Here is an 18,977-nt window from a genome sequence, read left to right as displayed (position 1 = left end):
GCCAGCTGGTCGGTTTCTCCGCGGGCGGCTCGGGCTACAGCTCGTCGAGCAGCCCGGCGACCGTCCGCAGGGTGCGGCTGGCCACGGCCAGGTCCTCGTCCGGCACCCCCGCCAGGGCCGCGCCCCACAGCCGCTGCCAGCGGGCCCGGCGCTCGGCCACGACCGCGCGGCCGTCGTCGGTCAGCCGCACCAGCACCACCCGCCGGTCCTCGTCGCTGCGGCCGCGGCGGACGACGCCCAGCTCCTCCAGGTGGTCGAGGGTGGCGGTCATCGAGGCCGGGTTCAGCTCGACCGCGCGGGCGAGGGCGCCGGCGCTCATCGTGCCGCCGCCCTTGGCCAGCTCCAGCAGGCTGCGGACCTGGGCGTGGCTGAGCTCGCCGGGGCGCTGCTGGTCGCGGCCCTTCAGCCGCCGCTCGGCCCCGAGCAGCGCGTAGAAGGCGCGGGTCAGCTCCTCGACCCGATCGGCCCGCTCGCCGACCAGCGGCAGCAGCGGCGCCTCGGGGGTGACGTCGACGGTGCTCATGCCGCCGCCTCGATCGCGGCCTCGCGGATCTCGGGCGTCGCCTCGCGCTCGATCGGCGCGTGGCCGTCGCGGGCCCGCCGCCGCTCGACGACGGCCAGGACGATCGCCGGGACCAGGGCCACCGCGGTCACCCCGAGCACCCACCAGTAGGTGCTGCCGAAGGCGCCGGCCAGCGAGGAGGGCGCGGCGGCCGCGCGGCCGAGGTCGTCGACGTGGCCCTGGAGGACGACCGTCAGGACCGCGACGCCGATCGAGCCGCCGACCCGCTGCAGCGTGTTCAGCTGCGGCGAGGCGTGGTTGATCTGCTCGGGCCGCAAGACCGCGAAGGCCGCGGTCATCGCCGGCATCATCGAGAGCCCGACGCCGAGGCCGCGGAAGGCCATCGCGGCGCTGGTCACGCCGTACGAGGTGTCGGCGGTCAGGAGCGTGAAGGGGATCGTCGTCAGGGCGGTCAGGGCGACGCCGATCACCGCGGTCCGGCCGGCGCCGATCCGCTCGGTCAGGCGCCCGGAGACGGCCATCGCGATCATCGCGCCGATCCCCTGCGGGGCGACCAGCAGCCCGGTGTGGACCGCGTCCTCGCCGCGCACCTGCTGGAAGTAGAGCGGCATCAGCACCATCGCCCCGAAGAGCGCGGCGCCGAGCGCGAAGGTCGTCAGCGAGGCGGCCGCGAAGGCCCGGTCCTGGTACAGGCGGACGTTCAGCAGCGGGTTCTCGATCAGCAGCGCGCGGAGCACGAACAGCGTCACCAGCGCCAGGCCGCCGAGCAGCGGCAGCAGCACGGCGGTCGCGGTCAGGCTGCCGGTGGTGCCGGTCTCGGCCAGGCCGTAGGTGATGCCGACGACGCCGGTGCCGACCAGCGCCAGGCCGGTCGCGTCGAGCTTGCCGGCCTCGGTCGCGACGTCGCGGGGGAGCAGCCGCAGCGCGGCGACCACGGCGAGGGCGCCGATCGGGACGTTGACCAGGAAGATCGACTGCCAGCCGACGTGCTCGACCAGCAGGCCGCCGAGGGTCGGGCCGAACACGGGGGCGAGGACGATCGGGACGCCGATCACGCTCATGATCCGGGGCAGCGCGCGGGGGCCGGCGGCCTTGACGAGGATCATCTGGCCGACCGGCATCAGCAGCCCGCCGCCGACGCCCTGGAGGACGCGGAACGCGACCAGCGAGCCGGTCGACCAGGCGAGCCCGCAGAGCGCGGAGCCGAGGGTGAAGAGGAGCAGCGCCGCGACGTAGACCCGGCGGGCGCCGAAGCGGTTGGAGATCCAGCCGGTGACCGGGATCACCGCGGCCAGCGAGAGCAGGTAGCCGGTCGCCACCCACTGGATCTGGTCGAGCGGCGAGTGGAGGTCCTTGGCGAGGGTGTCGAGCGCGACGTTGACGATCGTCGTGTCGAGCACGGACATGATCGCGCCGAGGATCACGACGATCGCGATCCGCATGACGTGGGGTTCGATCCGCGCCGGCGGCGCGGCGGTGGTTGCAGATGACATCTTCGGCTCCCTCTTCTTTCGCTAGCGAAGCTTAGCATCCAAATAGTTGCCGTGTCCAATCTGTGGCCGGTCGCACACGGGTGGGGGACGGGGAGGTGGGCCCGTCGCCGGAGGGGGCGAACGTCGCACGGCGGGGCGGAGTGGCGGCGCCATGCGACGTTCGTCTACGCGGGCGGGGGTGAACGTCGCACGGGGCGCAGCCGGGGGCGGGCGTGTGACGTTCGCCCCCGCCCTTCCCCACCGCCGCCACCCCGGCCGGAAGCGTTCACCACCCGGCAGCCTCGACGCCGGCGGCGGTCGCTAGCCTGGCCGCCGTGGCTCACCCGCTTCGGCTCGCCGCCGCCGCGCTGCTCGCCGTCCGCCTGGCGCGGGCCGCGCGCCCCGCGGTGCGCCTGACCGCTCCGCCCATGGACGCCGACGAGGAGCCGCCGAGCGGCCGCCCGACCGTGACCGTGATCGTGCCGGCGCGCGACGAGGAGCAGCGGATCGGCGGCTGCCTCGACGGGCTCGCCGGTGATCCGTGGATCGACGAGCTGCTGGTGGTCGACGACCGCTCGAGCGACCGCACCGCCGAGGTCGCCGCCGCCCACGGGGCGCGGGTCGTGGCGGGGGAGGAACCACCGCCCGGCCGGGTCGGCAAGCCGTGGGCGCTGGAGCAGGGCCTGCGGGTGGCGCGCGGCCAGGTGGTGGTGGCGCTCGACGCCGACACCCGCCCGCGGCCGGGGCTGGTGGCCGGCCTGGTCACCGAGCTGTGGCGGAGCGGCGCCGGCGACGCGCGGCCGCTGCTGCTGAGCGCGAGCGCCCGCTTCGAGTGCCGCAGCGCCGGCGAGCGGCTGCTCCACCCCGGCTTCGTGGCCACCGAGAGCTACCGCTACGGCCCGCTCGACGTCCGCGGCCACGAGTCGCCGCCGGGCCGCGCGACCGCCAACGGCCAGGTCGTGTGCGTCCGCGCGCGGGCCCTCCGCGAGGCCGGCGGCTTCGCCCTCGCCGCCGGCCACATGACCGACGACGTCGCCCTCGCGCGGGCGCTCGCCGGCCGCGGCTGGCGGGTCGCCCGGGTCGACGCGACCGCGCTGGTCGACGTCCGGATGTACGAGAGCGCGGCCGAGACCTGGGCCGGCTGGGGACGCTCGATCACCGCCTCCGACGTCACCGCCCGCGGCTGGCTGGCGCTCGACCTGCTGGTGCTGTGGGTGGCCCAGGCGCTGCCGCTGTGGCGGATCGCGCTCGGCCGCGGCGACCGGCTCGACGGCCTGCTGCTGGCGGCGCGGCTGGGGATCGCCGCGCGGCTGGCCCGCGCCTACCAGCCGCGGGGGCCGTGGTTCTGGCTGGCGCCGCTGGCCGACCTGCCGGTGGTCGCGCGCTTCACCGCGTCGGTGGTGCGGCCGCCGCGGGCCTGGCGCGGCCGCCGCTACTGACCGCCGGCCGCGGCCGCGTCGGCCGTCCGGCCGGACGCCAGCAGCCGCAGCGGCAGCCCGGCCAGCAGCCCCAGCGCCAGCGCGGCCAGCGGCACCAGCGCGACCATCCCGGTGCCGGTCGGGAGGACCGCGTGGGTCGCCTCGCCGACGGCGATCAGGGCGATCCCGGCCAGCGTCCAGAGCGCGGCCGGGACGGCGATCATCCCGCCGGCGCCCGGCAGCAGCGAGAAGGTCAGGACCCGCGCCGTCGGGGCCAGGCCGACGTAGACCCCGGCCAGCCCGGCCGCGGCGCCGACCGCGGCCAGCGGCCCGAGCGGGTTCCAGGCGTCCGGCGGCCGGCTGTCGCCCGCCCCGAGCGCCACGCCGACGGTCAGCGCGGCCCCGGCGACCGCGGTCAGGAGCGCCAGCGAGGGCCGGCCACGGCGGGCGACGCCGTCGGCGGCGATCACCACCACGATCGCCGACAGCAGCCCGACCAGCGGCCGCACCACGCCGATCGCCAGCACGGCGGCGGCCAGCGCCCAGGCGATCGGCGCGCGATCGTGGGGAAGGTCGTCCTTGAGCGGGAACACGGCCTGCGACGGTAGCGGAGCGCCCGTCCCCGCGGCCGGGCGCGGCTAGGCGGCGACCTCGGCCAGCGGGCCGACGCCGGGCGCGTCCTGCTGGACGTGCTCGTCGGCGTGGTAGCTGGAGCGGACCAGCGGGCCGGCCGCGACGTGGTCGAAGCCCAGCTCCTCCATCCCGATCCGGGCCAGCTCGTCGAACTCGTCCGGGTGCCAGTAGCGGACGACCGGCAGGTGGTCCTTGGTCGGCCGCAGGTACTGGCCGATCGTGAGGATCTGGACGTCGACGGCGCGCAGGGCCTTCATCGTCTCGACCACCTCGGCGAAGCTCTCGCCGAGCCCGACCATCAGCCCCGACTTGGTCGAGAGCGCGTCGCCGCCCATCGCCTTGGCGTTCTTCAGCACCCGGCAGGAGCGGAGGAAGGTCGACCCGCGGCGGGCCAGCGGGTAGAGCCGCGGCACCACCTCGACGTTGTGGTTGAAGACGTCGGGCCCGGCGTCGATCACCGTCGCCAGCGGCATCTCCTCGCCCCGGAAGTCGGGGGTCAGCGTCTCGACCTTGGTCGCCGGCGACTGGCGCCGGACCTGGTTGATCGTGGCCGCCCAGATCCGGGCGCCGTAGTCGGGCAGGTCGTCGCGGTCGACCGAGGTGATGACCGCGTGGCGCAGGCCCATGCGGGCGATCGAGCGGGCCACGCGGGCCGGCTCCAGCGGGTCGTTCCAGGTCGGCGTGCCGGTCATCACGTGGCAGAAGCCGCAGCGCCGGGTGCAGGTGTCGCCGAGGATCATGAAGGTGGCGGTGCCGCGCTCCCAGCAGTCGCCGATGTTCGGGCAGGCCGCCTCCTGGCAGACGGTGTGGAGGTTCTCGTCCTCCATCGTCCGCCGCAGCTCGCGGTACTTCTCGCCGCCCGGCGCGGGGACCTTGAACCACTCCGGCTTGCGCGTCCGGTAGGGGACGGTCGCCGTGCCGAGCACCTTCTGGACGTCCATCCCGCCCGGGTTCGCCCGCGAGCGGGTCTGCCGGATCGGGAGCGTCGCCTTCGGTGCCTCGGACACGCTTCCAGCCTAGCGGGCCGCCACGGCCGTCCCGTCCGCGCGGGGGACGGCCTCCCGCCGGCCGTCGGGCGCGGCGGCGGCCCAGGCGCGGACGCGGGCGGCGTCGACCGGCTCGGCGGCGATCGCCAGCTCGGCGGCCAGCGCCGCGGCCACCTGGAGGCCGGCGTCGCGGACGGCGGCGTCGGCGTCGAGGCCGGGATCGGCGGCCAGGTCGGGACGGCCGGCCTCGCGCGCGATCGAGGTCATCGGCGTGGTCAGCCCGCAGGGCACGATCCAGTCGAAGGGCGTCAGGTCGGTGACGACGTTCAGGCCCAGCCCGTGGGTGGTGACGCCGTGCGACAGGTGGAGCCCGATCGAGCCGAGCTTGCGCTCGCCGGTCCAGGCGCCGGTCCACGCGATCCCCTCGCCGGAGCGGCCGCGGGCGTCGATCCCGGCGTCGCGGGCGACGGCGACCATCGCCCGCTCGATCGCGCCGACCAGACCGAGCACGTCGCGGGTGGCCACGATCAGGTAGCCGACCAGCTGGCCGGGCCCGTGGTAGGTGACCTTGCCGCCGCGGGCGACGTCGACGATCTCGATCCCCCGCTCGCGGTACCACTCGTGGCCCAACGGCAGCTCGTCGGCGCCGGCGCGGCGGCCGCGGGTGTAGACCGGCGGGTGCTGGAGCAGCAGCAGCAGGTCGCCGATCGCGCCGGCCCGGCGGGCTTCGCGCAGCCGCTCCTGGAGCGCCAGCGCCTCGCGGTAGGGGACGGTGCCCAGCTCGGCCACCCGCAGCGGCCCGCCGGGGTCGGCCAGCACCGGTCCGTCGGCCACCGGCGGCGCCATCACGAGGCCGCCTTGCCGGGGGTCAGGTCGACCGGGCAGCCGTCGAAGCCCTTGCGCAGCTGGGCCTCGCTGGGGCCGTCGCCGGCCAGCATCTTCGAGATCGTCACCGGCTCCAGGCCGCGCTTGCGGATCTCGGCGATGATCTGCGGCAACGCGGCCAGCGTGTTCGGCTTGACCTCGTGCATGAGGATGATCGAGCCCGGCTTGAGGCCCCGGATCGCACGCTCGGCGATCGTCTTCGCCGGCACCCCGAGCGCGTCCTGGGTGTCGACGTTCCACAGCACCTGGACCATGTCGAGGTCGCGGACGATCCGGTCGGTGGTCGCGTTGTGGGACTCGTACGGCGGCCGGAACAGCCGTGGCTTGCGGCCGAGCGCGCGGATCGACGCGTTCTGGCCCTTGGTGATCTCCTCGCGCTGGTCGCGGGCGCTGAGGGTGGCCAGCGGCGGGTGGTTCTGGGTGTGCGATCCGGAGTCCCAGCCGAGGTTGCGCTCGGCCTGCACGAACTGCTCGCGGCCGGGCACGTTGCGGCCGATCCGGAAGACGGTCACCGGCACCCGCTCGCGCGAGAGCAGGCTGAGGAACTGGGGCGAGAGCGGCCAGGGACCGTCGTCGAGGGTCAGCGCCACCCACGGCTTGCGGCCGGCGCCGCAGTAGACCGGCAGGCCCAGCCGCACGTAGCGCTCGACGGCGGCGGCGCGATCGAGCCGGTCGACGGCGTCGGTCGCGGCCGAGCCCAGCGGGGCGGCGAGCAGGTGGTGCTCGCTGATGCCGCCGGTGTCGTCGCCACCGCCGGCCAGCGCCTGGACCGCGACCACCAGCACCGCCACCGCGAGCACCAGCCCGGCGATCGCCAGTGCCCGCCGCCGCAGCGCGGGCGAGAGGCCGTTGGTGCGGAGGAGCGGGCCGGCGGCGGCCCGGGCGGGCCGATCGGCGGGGCCGTCGACCGCGACCCGCGGCCGCGGGCCCGGATCGGGCCGCGGCGGGGCCGGCTCGGGCTCCGGGGCGGGCGCGGCCTCGCCGCGCCGCCGGCGGACGGGCACCTCCCAGTCGGCGTCGCCCCAGTCGTCGGGCGTCGCGCGCCGCCGACGCGGCTCGTCGCCACGCGGGGGCGGCTCGGAGGAGGGACCGTCGGGCGCCACCCACTGCACGGTAGAGGACGGCGCTCGGCGACACGCAGGACGTCGGCCAGCCCGGCGCCGCCGGGCGCGATGCCGCTCGCGACCGCGGTCGGCGGGGTACCCTCGGGACGATGGGCCAGGCACCGACCCGAGGCGAGGGCCGCCGCGAGCCGCCGCTCTGGGTGGCGCGGCTGCGCTGGCGGCTGCGCGGGTCGAGCGCGCGGATCGGCTTCGTGGTCGCGGTCGTCGCCGACGCGGTGCTGCTGACCGTGCTGCCGCTCAGCGGCCAGGGCGGGCCGCTGCTGGGGGCGGTCGTGCTCGGCGGCTTCCTCAACCTGGCGCTGGTGATCGCCGGCGGGGCGATCGGCTCGCGGCTGCTGCGGCGGCGCGATCCGTCGCTCCCGCGCCCGATCGCGCGCGACCGGGCGGCGACCTACGCGATGCTGCTGGGGGTCGTCCTGATCGCCGCGGCCGGCGTCCGCCATCGCCCGGCGCTGCTGGCCGAGCGGGCCCAGACCCAGCGGATCGTGCAGGCGGCGCAGACCCTCGCCTCGCGCGAGGGGCCGACCTCGATCGAGCGTGAGCAGGTCGACGTCCGCCAGTGGACGGAGAACCTGTACCGCGCCTGCATGCCGAACGGGCAGCCGGGCCGGGCCTGGTGCGCGTTCGTCCGCACCGACGGCGGCGACCCGGTCGCGCGGGCCGATCCCGACGCGCGGCCCAACGCCCAGGTCGCGGGCGTGCCGGGCTCGCGACCGGTCTCGCTCCGCTAGCGGCCGAGCAGCGGCCGCGGATCCTCGAGCAGGCCGGCGACCCGCCGCAGGAAGGCGCCGCCGTGGCCGGGGTAGATCGCGCGGTGGTCGGCGGTCAGGGTCAGGCTGAGGACGTGGCGGGGGACGATCGCGTCGGCGACCACCCACGGCCGTCGCCGGGGCGCGCCGACGGCCAGCGTCGCGCCGGTCCCGGGCGGCATGATCGCGTCGAAGCGGTCGGGGCCCTCGGGCCCGCCGTCGACGACGGCGAAGGTCGCGCCGGCGCTGTCGGGAGCCCGCAGGCCGCCCTCGACCGCGCGGGCGGTGACGTCGCGGCGGCGGTCGGCCAGCTCGGCCAGGGTCAGGCGGTCGGCCTCGGGCATCGTCGGCAGGGCGATCGCGCCGCCGACGGCGTCGACGGCCAGCGCGACGTTGGCCCGCGACCACGACTCGAGCATCCCGTCGCGCCAGGCGCCGTTGATCCGCTCGTGGCCGCGCAGCGCCTCGCCGGCGGCGGCCACGACCGCGTCGACCAGCTCCGGGGCGCCGGCGACGTCGGGCAGCAGCAGCCGCAGCTCCTCGACGTCGACGTCGACGCTCGCGGTCCAGGTCGGGACGGTCGCCCGGACCTCGGCCAGCCGCCGCGCCAGCGCCGTCTGCTGCTTGGTCGGGACCCGGGTCGTGACCGTGCCGCGCTTGGTCCCCTCCTCGACGGAGACGCCGTCCTCGGGGGTCCTGGGGGCGATCTCGGCGGGCTCGGTCATCGGTCGTCCGAGGATCGCAGGTGGGCCGGGTCCTAGAGCGCCAGCCCGCCCGGATGCTCCAGCAGCGCCCGCAGCCGGTCGAGGAAGGCCGCCGCGTGGGCGCCGTAGATCACCCGGTGGTCGCAGGTCAGCGTCAGCGCGACGATCGGCCGCAGCGTCGGTTGACCGTCGACCGGCACGTAGCGCTGCTGCGACGAGCCGACCGCCAGGATCGCGCCCTGGCCGGGGCTGATGATCGCCGTGAAGTGGGCGACGCCGAGCATCCCCAGGTTGCTGATGGTGAACGTGCCGCCGCTCAGCTCGGGCGGCGTGATCTGGCCGTCGCGGGCGCGGCGGGTCAGCTCGCGGGTGCGGGCGGCCAGCCGGCCGAGGGTCAGCTGGTCGGCGTCCCGCACCACCGGCACCACCAGGCCGCCGTCGTCGGTCGCGACCGCGACGCCGACGTCGATCCGCCGCGGCTCGACGATCTGCCCGTCGATCCAGGCGCTGTTGATCCGCGGGTGGTCGGCGAGGGCCAGCGCCGACGCCTTCACGATCAGGTCGTTGACCGACGGCGCGCGCCGCTCGGGGTGGCCGCCGGCGACCGCCTTGAGGTCGGCCCGGAGCGCCAGCGCGGCGCTCATGTCGACCTCGACGGTGACGGTGAACTCGGGGATCTCGGTCCGGCTCTGGACCATCCGGCGGGCGATCAGCCGCTCGATCCGGGTCGGGTCGCGGCGCTCGGCGGGGCGGGCGTCGGCGGCCGGCTCGGGGGTCGGGACCGCAGCGGCGGGGGCGGGTGCGGCGGGGGCCGGGGCGGCGGCCGCGGCCGCCTCGGTCAGGTGCTCGGCGGCGCTGACCACGGCGGCCAGCTGCTCGGCGCAGTCCTCCTCGCCGTCGACCTCGATCAGGCCGATCGGCGTCCCCAGCGGCAGCGTCGTGCCGGCGCCGACGCCGATCCGCAGCACCCCGGCGGCGTCGGCGGCGTAGGCCATCGTCGCCTTGTCGGTCTCGATCTCGACGATCTCGACCCCCGGCGCGACGGCGGTCCCGTCGGGCACCAGCCAGGCGACGATCGTCCCCTCCTCCATCGAGTCCGACAGGCGGGGCATCAGGACGGCGGGCATGGGTCCGGGCAACGCTAGGGCCGCCCGGGGCGCGCCGCCGCTGGTGTCGCGGGCGTAACCAGACGGCCGGGGGACGCCCGGCCGTCGGGGCGATCAGCCGTCGCGCTCGACCAGCGCGAAGCGGACGCCGTCGGCGCCGACCTCGGCCTCGCCGAAGGTGTGGACCGGCCAGCGGTGGCGGCGGTCGGTGAGGCTGCCGGGGTTGAAGATCTGGAACCCGTCGTCGGGGTCGGTGCGGTGCTCGGGCACGTGGCTGTGGCCGAAGATCACCGCGTCGTGGCCGGGGAACCGCCGCCGCAGCCGCCGCATCCGGCCGTGGCGCTCGCCGCCGTCGTGGATCACGCCGATCCGCCGCCCGCCGAGCTCGATCGTCAGCGTCTCGGGCAGCAGGCCGACCAGCGGGCGGTCGTTGTTGCCGAGCACCGCGTGGACCGGCGGGCCGATCGCCCGCAGCTGCTCGAGCGTCGCGACGTCGCAGAGATCGCCGGCGTGGACGATCGCGTCGGCGGCGCGCAGGCGCGGCAGCACGTCGTCGGGCAGCAGCGCGCCGCGACGGGGGAAATGGGTGTCGCTGACGATCGCCAACCGCAGCGGGGCGGCGGGCGGTAGCGGCTCGGGCGGCGAGGGCGCGGTGGACACTGCCCGTACAGCGTGACCGATCCCCGAGTCGAACGGTGCGCACGCAACGACGCTGGCGCGACGGGCGGTAGCCTCGACACGTGCGAGTCGCGCCGATCGAGCCCGGTGACATCGTCGAGGTCGACAAGAAGGGCCGACGGTTCCTGGCGCTGGTGCTCGGCTTCGAGCGCGACGGCAGCGTCCGGATCGAACCGGTCTGCCGCGGCGTCTCGTGGCGGACCGCGACCGCCCGCGAGCTGGTTCGCCACTGGAAGAAGGCGGCCCGCCGCCGCTACCAGCGCGACCCGGACCAGCACGAGTCCCAGCTCGACCTCGGGCTGGACGACGACGGCGCGCCGTAGCCCAGCCCGGTCAGATCAGGTCAGGGCGCGACGGTCCGCAGCCGCCCGTCGGGCAGGAACCACTCCGGATGGGCGGCCTTCAGCGGCGCGTCGAGGTTGCCGAACGCGCGCAGGATGTCGCGGCACTCGCCGCTCGACCCGGCCGCCGGCAGGCTGCCCGCCTCGAGCGTCCGCCAGGCGACCCCGGCGTCGCGCAGCGATCCGTCGAAGCGCGCCAGCCCGTAGAAGTTCTCCGACAGGGCCAGCATGTAGCGGGGGTCGGTGGTCCCGTCGTAGCCGTAGAGCGACGGCACGACCATCGAGGTCGCGAGCGTGTGGACCTGGACCCGCGAGACCCCGCAGTCGGCGGCCAGCATCCGCCGGACCCCCTGCTGGAGGGCGGCGCCGCGGGTGCCGTCGTTGGCGTCGGCGGAGGTCTTGACCCGGCCGTTGGAGAGCAGCGTCGGGGTGCCGCTGATCCCGGTCTCGGTGATCGCGACCGGCTTCCACGGCGGGATCCCGGCCTTCAGCAGCTTCCAGCGGGTCAGCGTCAGCTCGACCATCGCGGCGTCGGCGAAGGCCCAGGCGCCGGCCAGCGCCCCGGCCTGGCTGCCGTAGTCGTGGAGCCCGATCTCGTCGACGTCGTCGAGGATCGTCGGGTCGGCGTCGCGCATCTGGACCAGGAACTCGTCGTCCGGCACGGTCGCGTCGTCGCGGGGCGCGTAGAGCGGGTAGAGACCGCCGGTGATCACCGACACCTGGCGGTCGGGACCGAGCGCGTCGAGCGCGCTGCGGACCAGCTGGGCGTACTCGGCGCCGTTCGGGGCCCCGGTGCACCAGCGGTAGGGGTGGTTCTGCTCGTTGCCCAGCTCGATCCGCTGGACCGGCCGCGGCGTGACGTCGGGGTTCTCCTGCCAGAGCGTGCCGCCGGGGCCGTAGCGGGCGACGAACGCCTGCACGAAGGCGCCGTACCACTCGGGGTGGGCCGGCATCCCGACGCCCATGCCGCCGCGCCAGCAGCGCGAGGGGACCTCGAACTTCGGCGCCCCGTCGATGTCGGCCAGGACCCGGATCCCGCGGCGGGCCATCTGCAGGACGACGCCGTCGTAGCTGTCCCAGGCGTAGCTGTGCTGGCCGTTGCTCGGGGGTTCGCGCTCGACCCAGCCCCAGCCGATCGGCAGCCGCATCTCGCTGGTGCCGAGCCGGTCGGCGGTGTCGATCATCAAGGCCGAGCGGGTCGGGTTGACCTCCATGTCGGTGACGATCTGCTGGCCGTTGACGCCGATCCGCTCGGCCTGGGCGGCGGCGGGGGCGAGCATGGCGAGGGCCAGGACGAGCAGGGCGGCCAGCGTGGGGACGCGGCGGAAGACGGAGGGAGTCGCGAGGCGCAGAGCGACGAGCATGCCGTCTGCATCGACGCGCTGCCATCCCCCGAAACAGGGACGATCGCGAAACTCGACGGACGTCCGGGGTGGCGTGAGGGACGATCCGTCGTTCGTCCACCCGGCGAGGGGCGGAAGCGCCGGTCAGCCGGCCAGGTGGCGGGCGGCCTCGTCGACGCCGTCGTCGCCGTGGAAGACCCGGTCGCCGGTCCAGACCGCCGGGGTGGTGCGGACGCCGCGTTCGATCGCGCGGGTCGTCGCCTGCTCCAGCGCCTCGATCACCGGCGGCCGGCGGAGCGCCTGGCCGACGGCCCGCGGGTGCATCTCGGCGGCCGAGGCGGAGATCAGCACGAACGCCTCGGTGGCCAGGTCGTGCCCGCCGGCGTAGGCCTGGCGGAAGGCGGGCAGGCTGAACGAGACCACCCGGCCGAGGCCCTTGGCGTACCAGGCGGCGCGCAGCGCCAGGCTGCTGTCGAAGGGCAGCTCCAGCGGCCACCGCAGCGGCTGCAGCCCGCGCTCGACGGCGGTGCGGGCGATCCGGTCGCGGGCCGCCCGCTCGTCCTCCTCGCAGCGGAACCCCTCCCACGCGTGGGGCCCCGCCAGCCGACCGGCGTCGATCGGCACCCACGGCGTGGCCACCGGCAGCGTCGCGATCACGCGCTCGGCGGCCAGGTAGCTCCAGGGGTCGCGGAAGTCGAAGTAGAAGGCGGGCGGGCCCTCCGGGTCCGGCATCCCGTCGCCGGAGGCGCCACCGCCGTGGTCGTCGCCGACGCGTCCGTGGTGCCGGACCTCGAGCCCGCTGTCGCCCGCGTCGCTCACCCGTGGATGAGCCAGCCGTCGGCGGCGCGGGCGGCCTCCATCACGGCCTCCGACAGGGTCGGGTGACCGTGGATGGTGCGCGCGACCTCGGCGTAGCCGCCCTCGAGCGCGCGGACGTTGACCAGCTCCTGGATCATCTCGGTCGCCTTGGCGCCGACGATGTGGCCGCCGAGCAGCTCGCCGTACTTCTTCTCGCCGACGATCTTGATCGTGCCGGCCTCGCCGTAGACGGTCGCCCCGCCGACGGCGCCGTAGGGGACCTTGCCGACGACGACGTCGTAGCCCTGCTCCTTGGCCTGGGCCTCGGTCAGGCCGAAGCTGCCGACGTTCGGCTGGCAGAAGGTCGCGCGGGGGATGTCGACGTAGCTGATCGGGTGGGTCTTCTGGCCGGCGGCGTCCTCGACGGCGATCACGCCCTCGTCGGAGGACTTGTGGGCCAGCGCCGGGCCGGGAACCAGGTCGCCGATCGCGTAGACGCCCTTCCTCGACGTCCGCAGCGCGCCGTCGACCTTGATCAGGCCGTTGTCGAGCAGCTCGATCCCGGCCACGTCGAGCCCGAGCGCCGCGACGTCGGGCGCGCGGCCGGTGGCGATCACGAGCCAGTCGGCCTCGCCCTGGACCGGCTCGCCACCCTCCTTGGTGTAGGTGAAGGTGACCTTGTCGTCGTGCGACTGGACGTCGGCGACCTTGGTCTTCACGTGGACGTCGATCCCCTGGCTCTTGAAGCCGCGGTTGGCCACGCGCGAGATGTCGACGTCCTCCGACGGCAGCACCCGGTCGAGGAACTCGAACAGCTGGGTCTTGGCGCCGAGGCGGGCGTAGGCGGAGGCGATCTCGGTGCCCGAGGCGCCCGCGCCGACGACGGCGATCGAGCCGGGCAGCGACTCCAGCGCCCAGGCCTCCTCGGTGCCGATCACGCGGCCGCCGTACTCGACACCGGGGATCGCCTTGCGGACCGAGCCGGTGGCCAGCACGACCGCCTTGGCGGCGCTGTGGGTCTCGCCGCCGACGGTCACGCCGCCGTCGGCGGTCAGCGACGCCTCACCGGCCAGGTAGTCGACCTTGTTGTTCTTCAGCAGCCCGGCGACGCCTCCGGTCAGCTGCGAGATCACCTTCCGGCGACGCTCCTGGATCGCGGCGAAGTCGACCTCGACGCCGGCCACCTTGAGCCCGAAGTCGCCGGCGCTCTGGACCTCGTGCAGGATGTCCGCGCTGCGCAGCACCGCCTTCGCCGGGATGCACGCGTAGTTCAGGCAGCGGCCGCCGACGGTGTCCTTCTCGACCACCGCCGTCTTCATCCCGAGCTGGGCCGCCCGGATCGCGGTCACGTAGCCGCCCGGTCCCGAACCGATGACGATCGCGTCGTACTGCGCCATGTGGATCTTCCTGCTCGTTGCCGGCCCGCCCCGGGACCGGGAGTCTGTCGTCGTGCCGCGGCGACGCGGTAGTCCGCGTGGGGGACGGGGCCGCCGGGTGATCGAGCCTATAGGACGGCCCTGCGCGGCCCGCCCCGCCTACGCGGCCGAGTTCGACTCCTGCCGCATCCGGTCGGTCTTCTGGACCCGGGCCATGACCTTGACCATCCGGTAGAAGAGCAGCGCGCTGATCACCGGCTGGCCGATCGCGATCGGCAGCAGCCAGGCCTTGGTCAGCGACATCAGGGCGATGAAGCCGACCACGACCGCCAGCGCCAGGATCGTCTGGGTGCCGAGGATCGCCCAGTAGCGCAGCCGCCAGGTGCCGATCGCGGCGACGGCGATCAGGATCACCATCAGGACGTTGCTGGCGCGGGTGCCGGCGGCGTTGTCGCCGTCGGCGGTGATCGCGCTGTAGACCATCCCGGCGGCGATCACCAGCAGCCAGACCACGACCCAGGGGATGATCGCCGGCCGCTCGCCGGGGGCCAGCGGCTCGAGCGCGTCGCGGACCGCCTGGTTCTTCGCCTCGGCCTTCGCGTAGCCGCGGGTCATCGCCCCGCGGCCGCCGGGGGCGGGCGCGGTCGGCGCCGGCGGCTCGGCGGTCGCCCGGACGCCGCCCGCCTCGTGCGAGGGCCGGCGGGACGCGGCGGCCTTGGTGCGCGCCGCCTGGCGCTTGCGCTTCCGCTTGCGGTCCGACATCAGGCCCCCATCATGCCGGGCGCACGGTGGCCCGGGCCCTCAGCCCCGGCCGCGGTCGACCGCCGCCCGCAGCGTCGCGGCCGCCGCCCGCGGGTCGGGCGCGTCGGCGATCGCGCGCACCACGGCCACCCGCGGCGCCCCCGCGGCGACCACCGCGGCGACGTTGGCGGCGTCGATCCCGCCGATCGCCACGAACGGCAGCGACCCGCCCGTCGCGTGCCGCACCAGCTCCAGGCCGACCCCGGGGGTGCCGAGCTTGGTCGGGGTGGCGTGGACCGGGCCGACGCCGATGTGGTCCGGGCCCCGCCGCGGGTCGTGGGCCGCGGCGGCGTCGACCTGCGCCGGGCTGTGGGTGGAGAGGCCGAGCAGCCGCTCCGGCCCGACGATCGCGCGCGCCTCGGCGACCGGCAGGTCGTCCTGGCCGACGTGGACCCCGTCGGCGCCGCCGGCGACCGCCAGGTCGGGCCGGTCGTTGAGCAGCAGCAGCGCGCCGCCGGCGTCGCAGAGCGGCCGCAGCGCCCGCAGGCCGGCCACCAGCTCGTCGTCGCCGGCGTGCTTGTCGCGCAGCTGGATCGCGTCGACCCCGCCGGCGATCGCGGCCGCGGCGACGTCGGTCAGCGGTCGTCCTCCGGCGACCAGCGGGGCGACCAGGTACAGGTGGACCGCGGCGAAGCGGGCGCGGCGCTGCTCGGGCGTCATCGCGGTCGAGTCTGCCAGCCGCGGGCGCCGGAGCTACCATCGGAGCGGGCCCGTCGCCGGGCCCGCGGGAGCCCCGCCGGGGCTGAGAGGGGGACCGCCGTCCCCGACCGCCAGCAGCTGATCCGGGTCATGCCGGCGAAGCGAGAAGCCCGATGCCCGACCCGATCCCCCCTCCGTCCCCGACCGCGCCCGACGTGGTGGTGGTCGGCGCCGGCTTGGCCGGGCTGGCCGCGACCTGGACCCTGCTCGACCACGGCGCGCGGGTGACCGTCGTTGACGGCGGCCCGCCCGGCCGCGCCACCAGCCACGTCGCCGCCGGGATGCTGGCGCCGGTGGTCGAGGCCGAGCCCGACCACCCCGAGCAGCTGGCGCTCGGGCTGGCCGCGCTGCGGGCCTGGCCGGGGTTCGCCGAGCGGCTGGCCGCGGCCGCCGGCCGGTCGCTGCCGATCCGCCGCCAGGGCACGCTGGCCGTCGCCCGCGACCGCGACGAGGCCGAGGCCCTGACCCGCTTCGCCGCCGTCCGCGACCGGCTCGGCGTGCCGGTCCGGCCGCTGCTGCCGAGCGCCGCCCGGCGGCTCGAACCGGCCCTCGCCCCGACCCTGCGGGCCGCGCTCGACGTGCCCGACGACCACGCCGTCGATCCGCGGGCGGTCGTCGCCGCGCTGGTCGACGCGGTCGTCGCCGGCGGCGGTCGGCTGCGGACCGGCAGCGCGGTCGCGCGGGTGCTGGTCGACCACGACCGCGACCGGGCGACCGGCGTCGCCCTGGCCGACGGGACGACGATCGCCGCCGGCGCGGTGCTGGTCGCCGCCGGTCCCTGGTCGGGGGCGATCGACGGGCTGCCGGAGGAGGCGCGGCTGCCGGTCCGCCCGGTCAAGGGCCAGCTGCTGCTGCTCCGCGACCCCGACGGTCCCGGCCTGGTCGAGCGGGTGCTGCGGTTCGGTTCCGGCTACCTGGTCCCGCGCGACGACGGCCGCTACGTGCTGGGGGCGACCAGCGAGGAGCAGGGCTTCGACCGCTCGACCACCGCCGGCGCCGTCCACGACCTGCTGCGCGACGGGGCCGAGCTGGTCCCGGGCCTGCTGGAGCTGCGGATCGAGGAGACGCTGGCCGGCCTCCGCCCGACGACCCCCGACGGGCTGGCGGCGATCGGCCGCTCGGGCGCCCTCGACGGCCTCTGGTGGTGCACCGGCCACCACCGCAACGGCGTCCTGCTGGCCTCGCTCAGCGGGCCGCTGCTGGCCGCCGCGGTCGGGCTCGGCCGCGCCGACCCGGCGCTCGACCCGCTGCGGCGCTCGGTCGATCCCCGCCGGCTCGAACCGGCCGCCACCCCGACCCCGACCCTGGAGCAGCCCCGTGCCTGACCCCGCCGACCGCGAGGCGGTCATCGTCAACGGCGAGCCGCGGCCCGACGCCGGCCGCACCGTCGCCGAGCTGGTGGCGGCGCTCGGCGTCCGCGGCGGCCGCGGGATCGCGGTCGCCGTCGACGGCGAGGTGGTCCCCCGCGGCGGCTGGGAGCAGCGGACGCTGCGGGCCGGCGAGCGGGTCGAGGTGCTGGGGGCGATCCAGGGCGGCTGAGCGCGCGCCGTTTGCGACCGCCACGGTTCCAAACGGCGCGCGCTCAGCCGTCTTGGTCGCCGAGGTTCTTCGCCAGCCAGTCGGAGACGGTCTTGGTGGCGGCCTCGGCCTGGCCGGCGATGTCCTTGAAGGCGCCGCCGATCCGCTCCTTGTAGTACTCGCCGGCCGCCCGCGCCTCGTCGCCGGCGCTCGGCTCGGAGCCGTCGCCGCGGCGCGGGTAGTCGCCGTCGCGGATCCGCTCGTAGTCGCCGGACTTGACCCACTCCATCAGCTGGTGGGCGCGGTTGACGGCCAGCGGATGGGTGGTGCCCAGCTCCAGGTTGATCCGCGTCCAGCGGCCCGGCAGGCTGCGGCCGCGCTTGCCGTAGTCGTCGGCCTGGGCCAGGAAGGCGTTCAGGTTCAGCCGCTCGCTGGCGGTGCCGGCGGCGATCGACATCAGCGTCCGGCAGACCAGCAGCGGGTCGCGGACGACCAGCGCCGCGATCCGGTCGCAGGTCAGCTCGGCGGCGCGCGACCACTCCAGCAGCGCGTGCTGGATCGCCAGCAGCGAGAGCTTGGTCGGCAGCGGGCCGGCGATCGCCCCGGCGGCGGTGATCCGGCCGACGATCTGGAGCGCGGTGCCGTAGAGCACGTGGTCGCACATCACGTGCGCGGCCTCGTGGGCCAGGACCACCCGCTGCTGATCGGAGTCGAGCACGTCGAGCGCCTGCGAGTGGAGCAGCACCAGCGGCTCCTGCGAGCCGATCGTCAGCGCGTTCACCACCGGGAAGGCGGTCAGGTACAGCTCGGGGATCGGCTCGACGTCGAGGGTCGCGAAGGCCGCCTGGTGGAGCGTCCAGACCTCGGGCAGCTGCTGCGGGCCGATCCGCACCGCCGAGGCCAGCGCCTCCTGCCGCAGCGCCCGCTCGTAGCCCAGCTCGATCAGCTTGCGGAGGACCGCGTTGAGGCCGGGGACGGTCTTCAGGGCGGCGGTCGCGGCGCGGTCGGCGGGGTGGCGCAGGACCCGCTCGTCGAGCTGGCGCAGGCGGTAGCCGAGGACGGGGGAGCTGTCGCTCATGCCCGCCAGGCTACCCGCCGGCGCCCCGCCGGCCGTGACCTTCCGGACGCCGAACGACCGGAACGTCACAATCGGGCCGGTGACCGCCCCCGCCCAGCTGGACGGACGCCCGATCGCGGGCCTGACGATCGACGCGATGGGCTGCCTGGTGACGCTCCGCGACCCGACGCCGGCGCTCGCGCGGCTGCTGGCGGCGCACGGGGCGCCGCGGCCCGACGACGCGATCGGCCGCGCGCTGCGGCGCGAGATCGCCTACTACAAGGCCCATCACCTGGAGGGCCGCGGGACCGACGGCCTCCGCGACCTGCGCGAGCGCTGCGTGGCCGAGCTGCTCGACGACCTGGCCGTGCCGCGGCCGCTGGCCGACGAGGCCGGGTTCGTGGCCGGCTTCCTCGAGGCGCTGGCCTTCGCGCCGCTGCCGGGCGTGGCCGAGGCGCTGGTCGCCTGCCGGGCGGCGGGGCTGCGGATGGTCTGCGTCTCGAACTGGGACGACGACCTGCCGCGGCACCTGGAGCGGCTGGGCCTGGCGCCGCTGCTGGACGGGGTGGTGACCTCGGCCGACGCCGGCGCGGCCAAGCCCGACCCGCGGATCTTCGCGCGGGCGCTGGCGCGGCTGGAGCTGCCGGCGGCGACGGTCGCCCACCTCGGCGACGAGCCGGTCGATCGCGACGGGGCGGCCGCCGCCGGGCTCGCCTTCCTCGACCCGCCGGTGGCGACCCTGCCCGAACGGCTGGGGCTACGCTGA

Annotated in this window: 21 protein-coding genes; 6 read left to right on the top strand and 15 right to left on the bottom strand. The window is 76.2% G+C overall.

The window, feature by feature from the left end; genetic code table 11:
- Positions 1-34: 34 nt before the first annotated feature.
- Together SH587_RS18990 and SH587_RS18985 are read right to left on the bottom strand one after the other, a co-directional pair.
- Positions 35-523 (bottom strand): MarR family winged helix-turn-helix transcriptional regulator, encoded by a 489-nt coding sequence (locus tag SH587_RS18990; protein ID WP_320672225.1) that lies wholly within the window; start codon positions 521-523, stop codon positions 35-37.
- Positions 520-2,016: a DHA2 family efflux MFS transporter permease subunit gene (locus SH587_RS18985; protein WP_320672224.1), complete on the bottom strand. Its 1,497-nt coding sequence runs from the start codon at positions 2,014-2,016 to the stop codon at positions 520-522. The genes SH587_RS18990 and SH587_RS18985 overlap by 4 nt, the downstream gene beginning before the upstream one ends.
- Before the next feature lie 314 nt (positions 2,017-2,330).
- On the opposite strand from SH587_RS18985, the gene SH587_RS18980 reads away from it, so the two are divergent.
- Positions 2,331-3,434 carry a glycosyltransferase family 2 protein gene (locus tag SH587_RS18980; protein WP_320672223.1) on the top strand — a complete coding sequence of 368 codons (1,104 nt, stop codon included), beginning with the start codon at positions 2,331-2,333 and terminating at the stop codon, positions 3,432-3,434.
- Here SH587_RS18980 and SH587_RS18975 read toward each other — a convergent pair.
- The 4 genes from SH587_RS18975 to SH587_RS18960 are packed head-to-tail and all read right to left on the bottom strand — an operon-like array spanning position 3,428 to position 7,020.
- Complete coding sequence (locus tag SH587_RS18975; RefSeq protein WP_320672222.1) at positions 3,428-4,006, bottom strand: hypothetical protein; 579 nt, start codon at positions 4,004-4,006, stop codon at positions 3,428-3,430. The two genes, SH587_RS18980 and SH587_RS18975, sit on opposite strands and share 7 nt — an antisense overlap.
- 45 nt (positions 4,007-4,051) lie before the next feature.
- A complete protein-coding gene (lipA, locus tag SH587_RS18970) occupies positions 4,052-5,053 on the bottom strand; it encodes a lipoyl synthase (RefSeq protein ID WP_375341788.1) in 1,002 nt (333 codons plus the stop codon).
- A 9-nt stretch (positions 5,054-5,062) separates the two neighbouring features.
- Positions 5,063-5,878, bottom strand: a complete 816-nt coding sequence (lipB, locus tag SH587_RS18965) for a lipoyl(octanoyl) transferase LipB (RefSeq protein WP_320672221.1) — start codon at positions 5,876-5,878, stop codon at positions 5,063-5,065.
- Entirely contained in the window at positions 5,878-7,020 is a 1,143-nt protein-coding gene (locus SH587_RS18960; RefSeq protein WP_320672220.1) for a polysaccharide deacetylase family protein, read from the bottom strand. The genes lipB and SH587_RS18960 overlap by 1 nt, the downstream gene beginning before the upstream one ends.
- A gap of 110 nt (positions 7,021-7,130) precedes the next feature.
- On the opposite strand from SH587_RS18960, the gene SH587_RS18955 reads away from it, so the two are divergent.
- Positions 7,131-7,772, top strand: a complete 642-nt coding sequence (locus tag SH587_RS18955; RefSeq protein ID WP_320672219.1) for a hypothetical protein — start codon at positions 7,131-7,133, stop codon at positions 7,770-7,772.
- On the opposite strand, the gene SH587_RS18950 is transcribed toward SH587_RS18955, so the two are convergent.
- The 3 genes from SH587_RS18950 to SH587_RS18940 all read right to left on the bottom strand — a co-directional run bounded on the left by SH587_RS18950 (position 7,769) and on the right by SH587_RS18940 (position 10,260).
- Positions 7,769-8,515 carry a 2-oxo acid dehydrogenase subunit E2 gene (locus tag SH587_RS18950; protein WP_320672218.1) on the bottom strand — a complete coding sequence of 249 codons (747 nt, stop codon included), beginning with the start codon at positions 8,513-8,515 and terminating at the stop codon, positions 7,769-7,771. The genes SH587_RS18955 and SH587_RS18950 overlap by 4 nt on opposite strands.
- A gap of 32 nt (positions 8,516-8,547) precedes the next feature.
- Entirely contained in the window at positions 8,548-9,621 is a 1,074-nt protein-coding gene (locus tag SH587_RS18945) for a dihydrolipoamide acetyltransferase family protein (protein ID WP_320672217.1), read from the bottom strand.
- A 93-nt stretch (positions 9,622-9,714) separates the two neighbouring features.
- Positions 9,715-10,260, bottom strand: a complete 546-nt coding sequence (locus SH587_RS18940) for a metallophosphoesterase family protein (RefSeq protein ID WP_320672216.1) — start codon at positions 10,258-10,260, stop codon at positions 9,715-9,717.
- 80 nt (positions 10,261-10,340) lie between these two features.
- On the opposite strand from SH587_RS18940, the gene SH587_RS18935 reads away from it, so the two are divergent.
- The gene (locus SH587_RS18935) at positions 10,341-10,601 is read left to right on the top strand and encodes a hypothetical protein (protein ID WP_320672215.1); all 261 of its coding nucleotides are present in this window, start codon (positions 10,341-10,343) and stop codon (positions 10,599-10,601) included.
- Between the two features lie 20 nt (positions 10,602-10,621).
- Here SH587_RS18935 and SH587_RS18930 read toward each other — a convergent pair whose 3' ends face one another.
- From SH587_RS18930 to thiE, 5 genes are all read right to left on the bottom strand, one after another.
- Positions 10,622-11,983, bottom strand: coding sequence for a hypothetical protein (locus SH587_RS18930; RefSeq protein ID WP_320672214.1), 1,362 nt, complete (start codon positions 11,981-11,983; stop codon positions 10,622-10,624).
- Between the two features lie 123 nt (positions 11,984-12,106).
- Entirely contained in the window at positions 12,107-12,781 is a 675-nt protein-coding gene (locus tag SH587_RS18925; protein WP_320672213.1) for a DsbA family protein, read from the bottom strand.
- Positions 12,778-14,157, bottom strand: coding sequence for a dihydrolipoyl dehydrogenase (lpdA, locus tag SH587_RS18920; RefSeq protein WP_320672212.1), 1,380 nt, complete (start codon positions 14,155-14,157; stop codon positions 12,778-12,780). Before lpdA ends, SH587_RS18925 begins: the two co-directional genes overlap by 4 nt.
- Before the next feature lie 138 nt (positions 14,158-14,295).
- Entirely contained in the window at positions 14,296-14,898 is a 603-nt protein-coding gene (locus SH587_RS18915) for a hypothetical protein (protein ID WP_320672211.1), read from the bottom strand.
- A gap of 39 nt (positions 14,899-14,937) precedes the next feature.
- The gene (gene thiE / locus SH587_RS18910; protein WP_320672210.1) at positions 14,938-15,597 is read right to left on the bottom strand and encodes a thiamine phosphate synthase; all 660 of its coding nucleotides are present in this window, start codon (positions 15,595-15,597) and stop codon (positions 14,938-14,940) included.
- A gap of 152 nt (positions 15,598-15,749) precedes the next feature.
- On the opposite strand from thiE, the gene thiO reads away from it, so the two are divergent.
- The gene (gene thiO / locus SH587_RS18905) at positions 15,750-16,961 is read left to right on the top strand and encodes a glycine oxidase ThiO (RefSeq protein ID WP_320672209.1); all 1,212 of its coding nucleotides are present in this window, start codon (positions 15,750-15,752) and stop codon (positions 16,959-16,961) included.
- Complete coding sequence (thiS, locus tag SH587_RS18900; RefSeq protein ID WP_320672208.1) at positions 16,954-17,175, top strand: sulfur carrier protein ThiS; 222 nt, start codon at positions 16,954-16,956, stop codon at positions 17,173-17,175. The genes thiO and thiS overlap by 8 nt, the downstream gene beginning before the upstream one ends.
- Positions 17,176-17,218: 43 nt before the next feature.
- On the opposite strand, the gene SH587_RS18895 is transcribed toward thiS, so the two are convergent.
- Positions 17,219-18,232 (bottom strand): M48 family metallopeptidase, encoded by a 1,014-nt coding sequence (locus SH587_RS18895; protein ID WP_320672207.1) that lies wholly within the window; start codon positions 18,230-18,232, stop codon positions 17,219-17,221.
- A gap of 79 nt (positions 18,233-18,311) precedes the next feature.
- On the opposite strand from SH587_RS18895, the gene SH587_RS18890 reads away from it, so the two are divergent.
- Entirely contained in the window at positions 18,312-18,977 is a 666-nt protein-coding gene (locus SH587_RS18890) for an HAD-IA family hydrolase (protein WP_320672206.1), read from the top strand.

This window comes from Patulibacter defluvii, assembly GCF_034096925.1.
Classification (GTDB): Bacteria; Actinomycetota; Thermoleophilia; order Solirubrobacterales; family Solirubrobacteraceae; genus Patulibacter; species Patulibacter defluvii.
This window is presented reverse-complemented; position numbering and strand designations above follow the sequence as displayed.

Excerpts from the sequence above, each read along its gene's own strand:
- SH587_RS18990 (WP_320672225.1), bottom strand. The coding sequence starts at position 523 with ATGAGCACCGTCGACGTCACCCCCGAGGCGCCGCTGCTGCCGCTGGTC.
- SH587_RS18985 (WP_320672224.1), bottom strand. The coding sequence starts at position 2,016 with ATGTCATCTGCAACCACCGCCGCGCCGCCGGCGCGGATCGAACCCCAC.
- lipB (WP_320672221.1), bottom strand. The coding sequence starts at position 5,878 with ATGGCGCCGCCGGTGGCCGACGGACCGGTGCTGGCCGACCCCGGCGGG.
- SH587_RS18955 (WP_320672219.1), top strand. The coding sequence starts at position 7,131 with ATGGGCCAGGCACCGACCCGAGGCGAGGGCCGCCGCGAGCCGCCGCTC.
- SH587_RS18950 (WP_320672218.1), bottom strand. The coding sequence starts at position 8,515 with ATGACCGAGCCCGCCGAGATCGCCCCCAGGACCCCCGAGGACGGCGTC.
- SH587_RS18945 (WP_320672217.1), bottom strand. The coding sequence starts at position 9,621 with ATGCCCGCCGTCCTGATGCCCCGCCTGTCGGACTCGATGGAGGAGGGG.
- SH587_RS18930 (WP_320672214.1), bottom strand. The coding sequence starts at position 11,983 with ATGCTCGTCGCTCTGCGCCTCGCGACTCCCTCCGTCTTCCGCCGCGTC.
- lpdA (WP_320672212.1), bottom strand. The coding sequence starts at position 14,157 with ATGGCGCAGTACGACGCGATCGTCATCGGTTCGGGACCGGGCGGCTAC.
- SH587_RS18915 (WP_320672211.1), bottom strand. The coding sequence starts at position 14,898 with ATGTCGGACCGCAAGCGGAAGCGCAAGCGCCAGGCGGCGCGCACCAAG.
- thiE (WP_320672210.1), bottom strand. The coding sequence starts at position 15,597 with ATGACGCCCGAGCAGCGCCGCGCCCGCTTCGCCGCGGTCCACCTGTAC.
- thiO (WP_320672209.1), top strand. The coding sequence starts at position 15,750 with ATGCCCGACCCGATCCCCCCTCCGTCCCCGACCGCGCCCGACGTGGTG.
- SH587_RS18895 (WP_320672207.1), bottom strand. The coding sequence starts at position 18,232 with ATGAGCGACAGCTCCCCCGTCCTCGGCTACCGCCTGCGCCAGCTCGAC.